At 59.5% G+C, this 12,531-nt stretch carries 16 protein-coding genes; 10 read left to right on the forward strand and 6 right to left on the reverse strand.

The window, feature by feature from the left end:
• Positions 1-19: 19 nt before the first annotated feature.
• Positions 20-430 carry a nucleoside diphosphate kinase regulator gene (rnk, locus tag ACJ8KE_RS16840; RefSeq protein WP_110147447.1) on the reverse strand — a complete coding sequence of 137 codons (411 nt, stop codon included), beginning with the start codon at positions 428-430 and terminating at the stop codon, positions 20-22.
• 444 nt (positions 431-874) lie between these two features.
• Between rnk and ACJ8KE_RS16845 the strand changes: the two genes are divergently transcribed.
• From ACJ8KE_RS16845 to ACJ8KE_RS16890, 10 genes are all read left to right on the forward strand, one after another.
• Complete coding sequence (locus tag ACJ8KE_RS16845; protein ID WP_110147608.1) at positions 875-1,201, forward strand: glycine dehydrogenase; 327 nt, start codon at positions 875-877, stop codon at positions 1,199-1,201.
• 36 nt (positions 1,202-1,237) lie between these two features.
• On the forward strand, positions 1,238-1,603 hold the full coding sequence (locus tag ACJ8KE_RS16850; protein WP_004937000.1) for a glycine-rich SFCGS family protein: 366 nt from the start codon (positions 1,238-1,240) through the stop codon (positions 1,601-1,603).
• Positions 1,603-1,899, forward strand: a complete 297-nt coding sequence (locus tag ACJ8KE_RS16855; RefSeq protein WP_004937003.1) for a DUF4312 family protein — start codon at positions 1,603-1,605, stop codon at positions 1,897-1,899. The genes ACJ8KE_RS16850 and ACJ8KE_RS16855 overlap by 1 nt, the downstream gene beginning before the upstream one ends.
• A gap of 30 nt (positions 1,900-1,929) precedes the next feature.
• A complete protein-coding gene (locus ACJ8KE_RS16860) occupies positions 1,930-2,706 on the forward strand; it encodes a DUF4311 domain-containing protein (RefSeq protein ID WP_004937006.1) in 777 nt (258 codons plus the stop codon).
• Between the two features lie 11 nt (positions 2,707-2,717).
• Positions 2,718-3,368: a DUF4310 family protein gene (locus ACJ8KE_RS16865; RefSeq protein WP_442517330.1), complete on the forward strand. Its 651-nt coding sequence runs from the start codon at positions 2,718-2,720 to the stop codon at positions 3,366-3,368.
• Positions 3,369-3,428: 60 nt separating this feature from the next.
• Complete coding sequence (locus ACJ8KE_RS16870) at positions 3,429-4,568, forward strand: amidohydrolase/deacetylase family metallohydrolase (RefSeq protein WP_282677176.1); 1,140 nt, start codon at positions 3,429-3,431, stop codon at positions 4,566-4,568.
• Entirely contained in the window at positions 4,552-5,670 is a 1,119-nt protein-coding gene (locus ACJ8KE_RS16875; RefSeq protein ID WP_442517319.1) for a DgaE family pyridoxal phosphate-dependent ammonia lyase, read from the forward strand. The genes ACJ8KE_RS16870 and ACJ8KE_RS16875 overlap by 17 nt, the downstream gene beginning before the upstream one ends.
• Positions 5,667-6,407, forward strand: a complete 741-nt coding sequence (gene dagF / locus ACJ8KE_RS16880; protein ID WP_016930215.1) for a 2-dehydro-3-deoxy-phosphogluconate aldolase — start codon at positions 5,667-5,669, stop codon at positions 6,405-6,407. Before ACJ8KE_RS16875 ends, dagF begins: the two co-directional genes overlap by 4 nt.
• A gap of 87 nt (positions 6,408-6,494) precedes the next feature.
• On the forward strand, positions 6,495-7,709 hold the full coding sequence (locus ACJ8KE_RS16885; protein WP_397609284.1) for a lactonase family protein: 1,215 nt from the start codon (positions 6,495-6,497) through the stop codon (positions 7,707-7,709).
• A 51-nt stretch (positions 7,710-7,760) separates the two neighbouring features.
• Positions 7,761-9,677: a BglG family transcription antiterminator gene (locus ACJ8KE_RS16890; RefSeq protein WP_049299903.1), complete on the forward strand. Its 1,917-nt coding sequence runs from the start codon at positions 7,761-7,763 to the stop codon at positions 9,675-9,677.
• 3 nt (positions 9,678-9,680) lie between these two features.
• Here the strand turns inward: ACJ8KE_RS16890 and ACJ8KE_RS16895 are convergent, their stop codons facing one another.
• From ACJ8KE_RS16895 to ptsN, 5 genes are all read right to left on the reverse strand, one after another.
• On the reverse strand, positions 9,681-10,103 hold the full coding sequence (locus ACJ8KE_RS16895; RefSeq protein ID WP_015379178.1) for a helix-turn-helix domain-containing protein: 423 nt from the start codon (positions 10,101-10,103) through the stop codon (positions 9,681-9,683).
• Positions 10,100-10,411 (reverse strand): type II toxin-antitoxin system HigB family toxin, encoded by a 312-nt coding sequence (locus ACJ8KE_RS16900; RefSeq protein WP_004937033.1) that lies wholly within the window; start codon positions 10,409-10,411, stop codon positions 10,100-10,102. Before ACJ8KE_RS16900 ends, ACJ8KE_RS16895 begins: the two co-directional genes overlap by 4 nt.
• Before the next feature lie 294 nt (positions 10,412-10,705).
• Entirely contained in the window at positions 10,706-10,978 is a 273-nt protein-coding gene (gene npr, locus ACJ8KE_RS16905) for a PTS phosphocarrier protein NPr (RefSeq protein ID WP_004937034.1), read from the reverse strand.
• Positions 10,975-11,829, reverse strand: coding sequence for an RNase adapter RapZ (gene rapZ / locus ACJ8KE_RS16910; RefSeq protein ID WP_015379177.1), 855 nt, complete (start codon positions 11,827-11,829; stop codon positions 10,975-10,977). The genes npr and rapZ overlap by 4 nt, the downstream gene beginning before the upstream one ends.
• 129 nt (positions 11,830-11,958) lie before the next feature.
• Complete coding sequence (ptsN, locus tag ACJ8KE_RS16915) at positions 11,959-12,420, reverse strand: PTS IIA-like nitrogen regulatory protein PtsN (protein ID WP_016930212.1); 462 nt, start codon at positions 12,418-12,420, stop codon at positions 11,959-11,961.
• Positions 12,421-12,531 lie beyond the last annotated feature (111 nt).

The following is a 12,531-nucleotide window of genomic DNA, read 5'->3' on the forward strand; positions in this document are numbered from 1 at the left end:
ATGCCGCCCTGAAAACCGCTTAACGGTGGTATTCGCCCGCCGCTTCCGGCTGGTACAGCAATTCCATCACTTCAATCCGCGCTTCTTCACCGTTCGGCAATTGCCAGGAGATCTGCTTGCCGACGTGCATGCCGAGCAGCGCTGCGCCCAGCGGCGCCATCACCGACAGCTGATCGTGGCTGTCTTTCAGCGAGGCTGGGTAGACCAGCGTGCGCACATGCTCTTCATCGGTGTGCAGATCGCGAAAACGCACGCGGCTGTTCATGGTCACCACGTTGGCCGGCATTTTCTCCGGCGGCAGGATTTCCGCGCGATCCAACTCGTCGTTCAGCGCGGCGGCGACGTCGGTGTTGGCAAAGGCCGGTTGTTCCAATAGCGCATCCAGGCGTTCCGCATCCAGCTCATTAATAGTAATGATGGGTTTGGTCATTCCACTCTCCAGTCAAATCAAAGGGCGCCAGTCTGTGCGCCCATAAATTCGGAAAAACAACACAAAGCAACACCCCCGCGCCAGAGGAGCGGGGGTGTGGGTAATGTCGATTTGTCCCATTGATAGTAGGCGGTTGGGGCGAGAAAAGAAAGAGATCCCGATCACGAAGGCTTTTATCGTCAATCGAGGCAAAAAAAACCGTTAGCCGGGTTATGTAATTGTTATCTCATTTACTTTTTCGCCATAACGCCATTTTGCGAAATGGATCCCCGCGCGTCATTCAATTTCCACTTCGAACTGGAAAAAAACGGTCTACACAGAAAATCTTGCCGGGGGTAGGGTAAAGACATCACAGAAAGCGGGTTATTCAGGTGATGCGCTTTACGGCTTACTGATTAATGTGGGATCTAGGGGTACTGAAAAGTGAATGATGGATCTGCTTCGATAAAAGAAATTGAACAATCCGATATCAGCGAAGCCGGTGAGATCACCGCTCGGGTGCTGGCGGATATTACCGCGATGCTGAATGCTGAGAATATTTATACCAATGCGGTGCAGCAACAGATGCTGGAATCGCATATTCGCGCCATGGTGCTGCGTTCAATAACCGGTGAGCCGTTGCCGGAGGTGGATAAATCGCTTTTCGACGAAATTTCCGCCGAGTCCATGCAAATGGCGGAACGCGTGGTGAATCAGTTTGGCACATTGCCTATCGAAGAAGCCTATTTGCTGTCCGTGCACTTCGAAGTGGCGAAAGATAATAACGCATAGCGGTTAACGCATCGATTTCAATCAGGAGAATATACCATGGGTCAAATTACCGTAGTGATCGGCGATCGTTTGGGCAAAGGGCAAAAAGTCGGCCAGGGCGTTGAAAACGCAGGCGGAAAAGCGGTGGTCATCCCCGGCGTGGCGGCGGATATGAAGCTGGGCGACGTCATGAAAGCGGAAAACGCGCAGCTGGGCATCTCTTTTTGCGGCAGCGGCGGCGCAGGCGCGATTACCGCGCAAACCAAATACGGCTACAAGGCCAAATACGGCATGCGTTCGGTGGAAGAGGGCGTGACGGCAATTAACGAAGGCTGCAACGTGCTGGGTTTCGGCTTTATGGATAAAGAAGAGCTGGGCCAGAAACTGGTGGAAGCCTACGTCAAAAAACATGGCAACCCATAATGAAAGAGCAATATACCACATCGGTAAAGGTGGAGGGTAAAGGCGACAGCAAAGCGAAAGCTTTTGCTTCCGCCTTGGCTAATGTGCAGGGCGCGGTATTAAAGTCCACCAACAATATTCTGCTGCGCATCGAGCCGCAGGACGTCAGCGTAGTGAAGGCGGAAGAGAAAATAACTAAAGAGAAATTTCTTTTCTTCTTTTTGCCGCGTGAAAGAAAGAGCTATGCCGTTTCTCTGGAAATAACCGTGAACGTAACCATTATCAATACCGAGAAGGTTGTCTTCGTCACGAAATAAAAACGTTAGCATAAATGAAAGGGTATACTGATGTTTTTAATCATCTTATTTAAATCGATTATTATCGGTGGGCTGGTGGGGGTCGGCGTAGGGGCCGGCGCCGCACGCATGTTCCACGCGCCGACAACACAGGGCATGGGAGCGTTTCGCACCCTGGGCGAGCTGAACTCCTGCGAGGGCGATCCGGCTTCCCACTTCTCATTCGGTCTGGGCTTCTTCTTCAACGCCTGGGCGTCTTCCGTGGCGGCGGGCTCCTTCACGCAGGACGTCGATCACCGCATCATCCCGCACTGGGGCGCGGCGGCCCTGATGGTCAAGAACCGCAATCTGGCGCAAACGCTGCACGATCCGAAAAAAATGGCCATCGCCTGCGGCATCATCGGCATGCTGGTGGTGGCCTTCCTCAATACCACCGCTTCCGCCGTGCCTGCCGCGCTGCAGGTTACCGCCATCAAGGTGCTGGTGCCGGCGGCCAACCTGCTGGTGAACACCGTGATGCCGGTGATCTTCTGGCTGGCGGCGATCGACGCCGGGCGCCGTTCCGGCTTCTGGGGCACCATTTTCGGCGGCCTGGCGCAGCTGATCATGGGCAACGCCGTACCGGGCCTGGTGCTGGGCATTCTGATCGGCAAAGGCGTGGAAGAGAGCGGCTGGAACAAAATCACCAAGATCATGATGGCGGTGATCGTGCTGCTGTTCGTGCTGAGCGGCTTCTTCCGCGGCTTCGACATGAAAGTTCTCGAGTCCTTCAGCCTCGGCGTGCCGGGCTGGCTGGACGCCATTCACAACACCCTGAGCGGTAAATAAGGAGCGGGATGATGGAAGAGCAAACCCAAAAAGGCTTCTGGTACGCCGACTGGTCATTCCCGATTTTTGTTGGCCTGCTGTCCTCCGGCGTGTTCGCCGGGACGCATATGTACTACCTGTACGGCATCGGCGCCTTTAACGAAGTGGCGTTCGTCTCCATGCTGCGGGCGGGGATGGATACCGGCGTATACGGCGCGGTGGCGGCGTTCGGCGCCAGCTTCCTGTTCGCGCGCATCATCGAAGGCTCGCTGGTGGGCATCCTCGACATCGGCGGCGCGATCCAGACCGGCGTCGGGCTGGGCGTGCCGGCGCTGCTTTTGGGGGCCGGCATCGTGTTCCCGGTCGCCAACTTCGCCGCTTCGCTGGCTACCGGTCTGATCATCGGCCTAGCGATCGGTTACGTGATCATTCTGGCGCGCAAATTCACCATCAATCAGGGCAACTCCACCTACGGGGCTGACGTGATGATGGGCGCGGGCAACTCCTCGGGCCGCTTCCTCGGGCCGTTGATCATCCTGTCGGCGATGACCGCCTCGATCCCGATCGGCATCGGTTCGCTGCTCGGCGCGCTGCTGTTCTATATCTGGGGTAAACCGATCACCGGCGGAGCGATCCTCGGCGCGATGATCCTGGGGGCGATCTTCCCGGTAGCCATTTCTTAAGAGGCCTGCGCCAGGCGCCGCCCGATACGGCGGCACCCGGGCTAACAGGAGCAATGCGGTATGTATGACTTAGTAATCAGAGGCGCCAGACTGGCGGACGACACGCTGATCGATCTGGCGGTGAAAGACGGCAAAATAGCCTCGGTGGGGCGGTTGGCGGCGGACGTCAGCGCCGTTCGCCAGCTGGATTTGGCGGGCAACTGCCGCCTGAGCGCCGGTTGGATCGACGCGCACGTGCATTGCTATCCCGAATCGCCGATTTACCATGACGAGCCGGATCGGGTCGGCGTCGCCAGCGGCGTCACCAGCGTGGTCGATGCCGGTAGCACCGGCGCCGACGATATCGACGCCTTTTATCAGCTGACGCGCAGCGCCAAAACCAACGTTTTCGCCTTCCTCAATATCTCGCGCATCGGCCTGCTGCGGCAGAACGAGCTGGCGGAGATGACGGACATCGACAAGCGCGAGGCCGGCCAGGCCATCGCCAACCACCCCGGCTTTGTCATCGGCATCAAGGCGCGCATGAGCAGCAGCGTGGTGGGCAAGAACGGCACTCGCCCGCTGGTGTTGGCCAAAGAGATCCAGCAGGAAAACCGCCAGCTGCCGTTGATGGTGCATATCGGCAATAACCCGCCGGATCTGGATGAGATCGCCGATCTGCTGACCCGCGGCGACATCATCACCCACTGCTACAACGGCAAACCGAACCGCATTCTGACGCCGGCGGGCACGCTGCGCGAGTCTATCCAGCGCGCGCTGCGGCGCGGCGTATTGCTCGACGTAGGGCACGGCACCGCCAGCTTCAGCTTCGAGGTGGCGCGCCAGGCGATCAAACTGGGTATTTTGCCGTACACCATCAGCTCCGATATTTACTGCCGCAACCGCATGAACGGACCGGTGCACAGCCTGGCGACGGTGATGTCCAAGTTCTTCAGCGTCGGCCTGACGCTGCCGCAGGTGATCGCCTGCGTGACGGAGAACGCCGCGTCGGCGCTGCAGCTGAGCGGCAAAGGGCGGCTGGAGCCGGGCTATGACGCCGATTTCACGCTGTTTGAGCTGCGCCGCGAACCGCAGGTGTTCGCCGACGCCGAAGGGCAAACCGCCGAGGGTGAACGGCTGCTGGTGCCGCTGGCCGCGGTGGTGGCCGGGGAAATCCTATTAACCGAACAAGGGGAGGCAAGCCATGTCTTCGATTTATGAAAAATACGGTTTGAAGCAGGTGATCAACACCTCCGGCCGCATGACCATTCTCGGCGTTTCCACGCCGCGCCAGGACGTGATCGACGCCGTTGATTACGGCCTGAACCACTATTTCGAAATCAAGGATCTGGTCAACAAGACCGGCGCCTACATTGCCGATCTGCTCAACGTGGAGGATGCGGTGATCGTCTCCTGCGCCTCGGCGGGCATCGCCCAGTCGGTGGCGGCGGTGATCGTTAAAGATAACGCCAATCTGCTGGTGAACCTGCATTCGGCGCCGGTGACCGTGCCGCGCGAGATCGTGCTGCCGCGCGGTCACAACGTCAACTTCGGCGCCCCGGTGGACACCATGGTGGCGCTGGGCGGCGGCAAGGTGGTGGAGGCGGGGTACGCCAACGAATGTTCGCCGGGGCAGATTGAAGCCTGCATCACGCCGCAGACCGCGGCGATCCTGTACGTCAAATCGCACCACTGCGTGCAGAAAAGCATCCTGTCCGTCGAACAGGCGGCGGTGGTGGCGCGCAAGCATAACCTACCGCTGATCGTCGACGCCGCGGCGGAAGAAGATCTGATGTGTTACTACCAGATGGGGGCCGATCTGGTGATTTACAGCGGCGCCAAAGCCATCGAGGGGCCGACCAGCGGTCTCGTGATCGGCAAGAAACAGTACGTCGAGTGGGTGAAGTTGCAATCCGGCGGCATCGGCCGGGCGATGAAGGTCGGCAAAGAGGGCATCCTCGGCCTGACGCAGGCGATTGAAAGCTATCTGACGCTTGAGAAAACCACCGGGCAACAGATGGTGGAACGGATGACGCCGTTCCTCGACAGCCTCAACACCCTGACCGGCGTCAGCGCCAGGACCGTCTGGGACAGCGCCGGCCGCGATATCGCTCGCGCCGAGATCACCTTTGATGAGGCGGTGCTGGGGCGGTCGACCTATGACATCGTCCAGGCGCTGAAAACCGGCGACATCGCCATCTACTTCCGCGGCTATAAAGCCAACGAGGGCAAGATTGAGGTCGACGTGCGCAGCGTCGACGAGCAACAGCTGATGACCGTCTTTAGCTGTATCAAAAACCTGTTTACGGAGAAACAAGCATGAAGCTGCAGCCTAACTACTATCGCGACCGCGTTTGCCTGAACGTGCTGGCCGGCTCCAAAGCCAACGCGCAAGACATCTACGCCGCGGCGGAAGGCCATGTGCTGGTGGGCGTGCTCTCCAAAAACTACCCAGACGTCGACAGCGCGGTGACCGACATGCTGCGCTATGCGCGCCTGATTGAAAACGCGCTCTCGGTCGGCCTGGGCGCCGGCGATCCGAAGCAGTCGGCGATGGTTAGCCTGATCGCTCAGCAGGTGCAGCCGCAGCACGTTAACCAGGTGTTTACCGGCGTCGGCGCCAGCCGCGCGCTGCTGGGTCAGAACGACAGCGTGGTCAACGGCCTGGTGTCGCCGACCGGCCGCGTCGGTTGGGTGAAGATCTCTACCGGCCCATTGAGCGCCGCGGCGCCGGACGGCATCGTGCCGGTGGAAACCGCCATCGCCCTGCTGAAAGACATGGGCGGCAGCTCCATCAAGTATTTCCCGATGGGAGGCCTGAAGTGCAAGGACGAATACCAGTACGTAGCCAAGGCCTGCGCCGAGCATGACTTCATGCTGGAGCCGACCGGCGGCATCGATCTGGAGAACTTTGAGCCGATCGTCGAGATCGCGCTGGCGGCCGGCGTGAAACGCGTGATCCCGCATATCTACAGTTCGATCATCGACGCCGCCAGCGGCGACACGCGCCCGCAGGACGTGAAAACCTTACTGGCGATGACCAAAACGCTGGTGGGCTGAACGCACAATGGGATGAGGTAAACGCTGGGAGGCGAAGGTTTTCCCGTGGCGCGGCATGCCGCGCCGTTACCTATACTGAGGATTACTATGCGAAACTGGCAGGTTCCAACCCGACGCACCGCGTTGTTCCTGGCGCTGCTGGCCGTGACCGGCCCGGCGCTGCATGCTGAGGATGCAATGAACTCCACGTCATCTCATTTTGCCTATATCGGCACCTACAATCCCAACGGCGAAGGCGTTTACCGGGTGCAGGTCGATCCGGCCAGCGGCGCGCTGAGCCACGCCACGCTGGTCAGCAATGTGCCGAATCCGGCGCAGCTGACGTTGAGCGCTGACGGCAAGACGCTGTATGTCGCCAGCGAAGTGGCCGATTTCAACGGCGGCAAGCACGGCGGCATCACCGCCTACCGGGTCAATCCGGCCGATGGCGCACTGACGCAGCTCAACCAGGTGGATTCGCAGGGGGCAGGGCCGGTGTATCTCTCCTCGACGCCGGACGGCCGCCATCTGCTGGTGGCGAACTACGTCAGCGGCAGCGTGGCGGCTTTCCCGATTGAAGCGGACGGCAGCCTGGGCGCCGCCAGCTCGGTGCAGCAACAGCAGGGGCCGGCGGGCGCGGCCAAACCGGCGGCGGCGGTGAACGGCAGCTTCGCCATCAGCGATCACAACGGCCCGCATGCCCATATGATCGCCAGCGATCCGAGCGGCAAGTTCGTGTTCTCCACGGATCTGGGGTTGGATCGCATCTACCAATGGCGCTTTGACGCCGCGAGCGGCCGCCTGACGCCGAACGATCCGCCGTGGATCGCCGCCTCTTCCGCCGGCGCCGGCCCGCGTCATTTTGTGTTCCACCCGGACGGCGACACCGTGCTGCTGGTGAACGAAGAGGCCTCGACGTTGACCAGCTACCGTTTTGATCGCCAAAAAGGTACTCTGAAACAACTGCATGCGGTTTCCGCGCTGCCCGCCGACTATCAGGGCACCAGCTTCGCCTCGGGGCTGGCGCTCAGCAAAAACGGCGGCACGCTGTACGTCGCCAACCGACTGCATAACAGCATTGCCCAGTTCAGCGTGGGCGCCGGCGGCGAGTTGAAACCGGTGGCGGAAACCTGGACCCGCGGCGATTATCCGCGTTCGCTGGCGCTGAGCCCGGATGGCCGCTATCTGTATGCGCTGAACCAGCGCAGCGATAACGTCACCCGCTTCAGCGTCAACCCGACGGACGGCAAACTCAGCTTTGTGGGTGGCTATCTGCCGATCGGCAGCCCCTCGCAAATGGCGTTTCTGCCGCCGGCGAAGTAACCCGTGGCCCGCCCGGTTCGCCGGGTGGGCCGCCTGATTGACGGACACAGAATGGTGCGATTTCCTTACCCGCGTTTGGCTTACTTGTTCGATGCTTTGCAAACCGAGACTTTGCCGCAGGATGAGCTGGCGAAGCGTTTCGCCGTGTCCACCCGTACGGTGCGAGCGGATATCACCGCGCTGAACGAGATCCTGGATAAATATGGCGCGCGTTTCGTGCATAACCGCGGAGCCGGCTATCGCCTGCAGGTCGATAACGCCGCGCTGTTCAGCGCCCTGCAGCATCAGGAACGCCGCAAACAGGCCACCCCGCGCAGCGCGCAGGAGCGGGTGCATTATCTGCTGGTGCGTTTTTTGACCTCAGCCTTCTCTCTCAAACTGGAAGATCTGGCCGACGAATGGTTCGTCAGCCGCGGCACGCTGCAAAACGACATGGCTGAGGTGAGAGAGCGTCTGGCGCATTATCAATTGACGATTGAAACCAAACCGCGTTACGGCATGAAGCTGTTCGGCGCGGAGATGGCGATCCGCGCCTGCCTGACCGATCTGCTGTTCCAGCTGCAGCTGGCCGACGCCGAGAACCCGTTGCTCAACAACGAGATCCTGTTGCAGCCGCAGGTGGCGGCGTTCGCCGGATTGCTGCACCCGCTGTTGTCGCAATACGCCATTCGCCTGACCGACGAGGGCGAGCAGTATCTGATCTTCTACTGCGCGGTGGCCCTGCGGCGCATCAACGACGGTTATCCGCTGCCGGACTTCGAGGTGGAGGACGGCGACGAGGCGGTGCGCCAGGTGTCGACCCGTCTGGCGGCGGAGCTGCGCGCGGCCTCCGGCAAAGAGATCTCGATGGCCGAAGAGGCCTATCTGCGGGTCAACATCGCCGCGCGCCGCGTGCAGGACGTGCAACCGACCGAGATCAACGCCGACGATGAAGAAGCGTTGGTGGACTACATCCTGTCCTACATCAACGCACACTATAACTACAATCTGCAGGGCGACGAGCAGCTGCGGGCCGATCTGCTCACCCATATCAAGACCATGATTACGCGGGTGAAATACCAGATCAACATCCCCAATCCGCTGCTGGCCAACATCAAGCAGCACTATCCGATGGCTTACGATGTGACGCTGGCGGCGGTCTCCAGCTGGGGCAAATACACCCCCTATACCCTGAGTGAAAACGAGATCGGCTATCTGGTGTTGCACATCGGCGTGGGGCTGGAGCGGCATTACAACATCGGTTATGAACGCCACCCGCAGGTGATGCTGGTGTGCGATACCGGCAACTCGACGGTGCGCATGATCCAGGCGCAGATTGCGCGCAAGTATCCGCAACTGGTGATGACGCGCATCGTCTCGCTGCGCGATTATGAGATGCTTGCGCACATCGACGAAGACTTCGTGATTTCCAACGCCCGCATCGGCGAAAAGAACAAGCCGGTGGTGGTGATGTCGCCGTTCCCGACCGATTATCAGCTGGAGCAACTGGGCAAATTGGTGCTGGTGGATCGCACCAAACCGTACATGCTGGAGAAGTTCTTCGACGCCGAGCATTTCATGGTGCTCGACGAGCCGCTGACGCAGGCGGAGCTGTTCAGCCGGGTATGCGGCCAGCTGGAGCGGGAAGGATACGTCGGCGCGGACTTCTATCCGTCGGTGGTCGAACGCGAGGCGATCGTCTCCACGCTGCTGGGCGAAGGCATCGCCTTGCCGCACTCGCTGGGGCTGCTGGCGAAAAAGACCGTGGTGGTGACGCTGCTGGCGCCGCAGGGCGTCGTCTGGGGGGAAGGTGAGATCGCGCACGTGATTTTCCTGCTGGCGATCAGCAAGAGCGACTATGAAGAGGCAATGGCGATCTACGAGCTGTTCGTCACCTTTGTGCGTGAACGCTCAATGAGCCGCCTGCTGGGCAGCGACAGCTTCGACAGCTTCAAAGCGGTGGCGCTGGACTGCCTGAGCCGGAGTTGAGGGCTAATCCGCTTCCGGCAGGAACAGGGCCGGGGGCAGATTGAAACGCTTGGCCAGCGCCATAATGTGCGGAATGGTCAGCGATCTTTTACCGTTCAGGATTTGGTTAACCAACGACTTTTTACCGATCTCATGTTCAAAATCACTTTGGCTGAGTTGGTGCTGTTCCATAAGGACGCGAAGCGCGGCTACCCCCTGTGGTAACTGGGCGATACGCTGGTTGAATGCGGTAAATTCGGCGCTGTTGTCTTCATATTCGGCGATCTTTTTTGCCAGCATGTCAATCAGCGGATGGTGTTCGTCGTTTTCCAGCAGGTATTCCACCAATTCAAGCGCTTCCCGGTAGTCTTGCTGAGCGCGGCTGCCCTGCAACAAGGGCACGGCGCGCAGTAGCGCATCGGCCGCCTTAATGGCATCTGTAATCATGATGAACTCCTTCGATAGTGCTGCATCAGCTTGTCGTATTCGGCGTGGCTAACGATATGCTTTATGAAGACTTTCTGTGTCTCGAAGCTGGCAAAGAACAAGATCCGCAGGTGGTTGCCGCCGACGTCAATGACCCACCATTTCTCTTTGTATTTCATACGATCGAGCGAAGGAAAAAGCGCTTTTAACTCGTCCGGCGTGCGGAACTCGCCCCGTCGCAATGCTTTATAAATGGCCTCGAGAGCAGTGGCTTCATTGGGATATTGCTTCGTTGCGTTATTGAACGGTTCCCTGGAAATGATATGCATCGTTCCTTCGATTCCTACCCGGTGAACATTATAGCGACTGCCGGTGAAGTTCACAAATTGTAAACTTTTCGTTGTCCCGTAAGCAAAGCGTGGGGAAACACCCGCCTGTTGTCTGTTTTTGCGTTACACACTATTGCGATTATCGTGGTGGGGGTAAATCCATGACGTGAATTTACAGGCGGTTACGGCTGATTCTGGAAGCGGATTCGCAAAGTGAGAAACGGGAGGGCTACGTTATGGGAGGGGCGGAGGCAACACATGCGCCGAGGCGACGAATGGGGAGAGTCTCAACGACTAATCTTCATCAAACCCGGAGTTGAACAGCTCGACCACCGCCGCCAGCGCGTTGACTTCGTCGGGGCCGGTCGCTTCGACTTCGATATGCCGGCCCTGGGCGGAGTCCAGCATCAGCAGCGCGATGACGCTGCTGGCTTCGGCCTCGGTGCCGCTTTCGTTGCGCAGCATCACTTCCGCATCGAAGCTTTGCACCAGTTCGAACAGCTTCATCGCCGGGCGCGCGTGCATGCCCAGTTTGTTTTTGATTTCAACCGTCTGTTTGACCGTCATTGTTTACGCTTTTCCAGCGTGCGGTGGCGCGACTGCACGTTCTTGCCGCGCGAGCGGAAGTAATCGGCCAGCTGTTCCGCCACGTACACCGAGCGGTGCTTGCCGCCGGTACAGCCGATGGCGACCGTCAGGTAGCTGCGGTTGTTGGTTTCCAGCATCGGCAGCCATTGCTCCAGGTAGCTGCGGGTCTGGTAGATGAAGTTGTGCACTTCGGTATGGCGATCGAGGAACGACGCTACCGGCTTGTCCAGACCGGTCATCGGCCGCAGCTTCGGATCCCAGTGCGGGTTCGGCAGGAAGCGCACGTCGAACACGTAGTCGGCGTCGATCGGGATGCCGTGTTTGAAACCGAAGGATTCGAACACCATGGTCAGTTCGCGCTCGCGCTTGCCCAGCAGGCGGGTGCGCAGCATTTCGGCCAGTTCGTGCACCGACATTTCCGAGGTGTCGATAATCAGGTCGGCCCGCGAGCGCAGCGGTTCGAGCAGATCGCTTTCTTCGTCGATCGCGCTTTCCAGCGACAGGTTTTTGCTGGAGAGCGGATGCAGGCGGCGGGTGTCGCTGTAACGGCGGATCAGCGTGTTGCGATCGGCGTCGAGGAACAGCAGCTGCGGTGAGAAGCTGTCCGGCAGCTGAGTCATCGCGTATTCGAACACTTCCGGCGATTCCGGCATGTTGCGCACGTCGATGCTGACCGCTGCGGAGATATTGCGTTCCGCCAGCGTATTGGCGAGCTGCGGCAGCAGGACCACCGGCAGGTTGTCAACGCAGTAAAAACCCATGTCTTCCAGCGCCCGCAAGGCGACGGATTTTCCGGAACCGGAACGGCCGCTGACAATCATCAGCACCATGTGGCAACTCCCCTGGCATCGCGGCGGCGTTCATCGCCACCGGTGGAAACTTTGTTATTCCGGCCGCAGCCGGATCCATCATCGTGAAACAGTAACGTTATCCGGGCTGGAAGTCACGCCGGCCGGGCATCACTCGGTGATGATTTGGTAAAGTTCTTCGTCGCTTTGCGCGGCGCGCAGGCGGCGACATACGGTTTTGTCGGCCAGGCGTTTGGCGACCAGCGACAGGGTATGCAAATGGGTTTTGCACTGATCGGCAGGCACCAATAGCGCGAACAGCAGGTCGACCGGCTGGTTATCGATAGCGTCGAAAGCGATGGGTTGGTCGAGACGGATAAACACGCCAACGGCCCGCAGTGTGTCCTCTTCCAGTTTGCCGTGGGGAATGGCGATACCGTTGCCGATACCGGTGCTGCCCATGCGTTCCCGGGTGAGAACCGCGTCAAACACCACCTGCGAAGGCAGATTGAGCTGTTTGGCGGCCAGTTCGCTGATAATTTCCAAAGCCCGCTTCTTGCTGGTGCAGTGTACCGAGCTTTTGGTGCACTCGATGTTTAACACCGAGCTTAATTGCATATATTCGTTGTTCATCTCATCTTCACTTAAAACCGCGCCGCCGGGCGCGCCCGGCAAGGCGGTTTTTCGTCGGTTTTAACCCTGATTACCGTTCGGCGCGTCACCCATGCGGGTCACGCGCCGAAG

The sequence above is a fragment of the Serratia sp. CY56464 genome (assembly GCF_052168435.1).
In the GTDB taxonomy this organism is placed as follows: Bacteria; Pseudomonadota; Gammaproteobacteria; order Enterobacterales; family Enterobacteriaceae; genus Serratia; species Serratia marcescens.

Coding starts and splice junctions, on each gene's coding strand:
- rnk (WP_110147447.1), bottom strand. CDS start 430: ATGACCAAACCCATCATTACTATTAATGAGCTGGATGCGGAACGCCTG.
- ACJ8KE_RS16850 (WP_004937000.1), top strand. CDS start 1,238: ATGGGTCAAATTACCGTAGTGATCGGCGATCGTTTGGGCAAAGGGCAA.
- ACJ8KE_RS16855 (WP_004937003.1), top strand. CDS start 1,603: ATGAAAGAGCAATATACCACATCGGTAAAGGTGGAGGGTAAAGGCGAC.
- ACJ8KE_RS16860 (WP_004937006.1), top strand. CDS start 1,930: ATGTTTTTAATCATCTTATTTAAATCGATTATTATCGGTGGGCTGGTG.
- ACJ8KE_RS16865 (WP_442517330.1), top strand. CDS start 2,718: ATGGAAGAGCAAACCCAAAAAGGCTTCTGGTACGCCGACTGGTCATTC.
- ACJ8KE_RS16870 (WP_282677176.1), top strand. CDS start 3,429: ATGTATGACTTAGTAATCAGAGGCGCCAGACTGGCGGACGACACGCTG.
- ACJ8KE_RS16875 (WP_442517319.1), top strand. CDS start 4,552: ATGTCTTCGATTTATGAAAAATACGGTTTGAAGCAGGTGATCAACACC.
- dagF (WP_016930215.1), top strand. CDS start 5,667: ATGAAGCTGCAGCCTAACTACTATCGCGACCGCGTTTGCCTGAACGTG.
- ACJ8KE_RS16885 (WP_397609284.1), top strand. CDS start 6,495: ATGCGAAACTGGCAGGTTCCAACCCGACGCACCGCGTTGTTCCTGGCG.
- ACJ8KE_RS16890 (WP_049299903.1), top strand. CDS start 7,761: ATGGTGCGATTTCCTTACCCGCGTTTGGCTTACTTGTTCGATGCTTTG.
- ACJ8KE_RS16895 (WP_015379178.1), bottom strand. CDS start 10,103: ATGATTACAGATGCCATTAAGGCGGCCGATGCGCTACTGCGCGCCGTG.
- ACJ8KE_RS16900 (WP_004937033.1), bottom strand. CDS start 10,411: ATGCATATCATTTCCAGGGAACCGTTCAATAACGCAACGAAGCAATAT.
- npr (WP_004937034.1), bottom strand. CDS start 10,978: ATGACGGTCAAACAGACGGTTGAAATCAAAAACAAACTGGGCATGCAC.
- rapZ (WP_015379177.1), bottom strand. CDS start 11,829: ATGGTGCTGATGATTGTCAGCGGCCGTTCCGGTTCCGGAAAATCCGTC.
- ptsN (WP_016930212.1), bottom strand. CDS start 12,420: ATGAACAACGAATATATGCAATTAAGCTCGGTGTTAAACATCGAGTGC.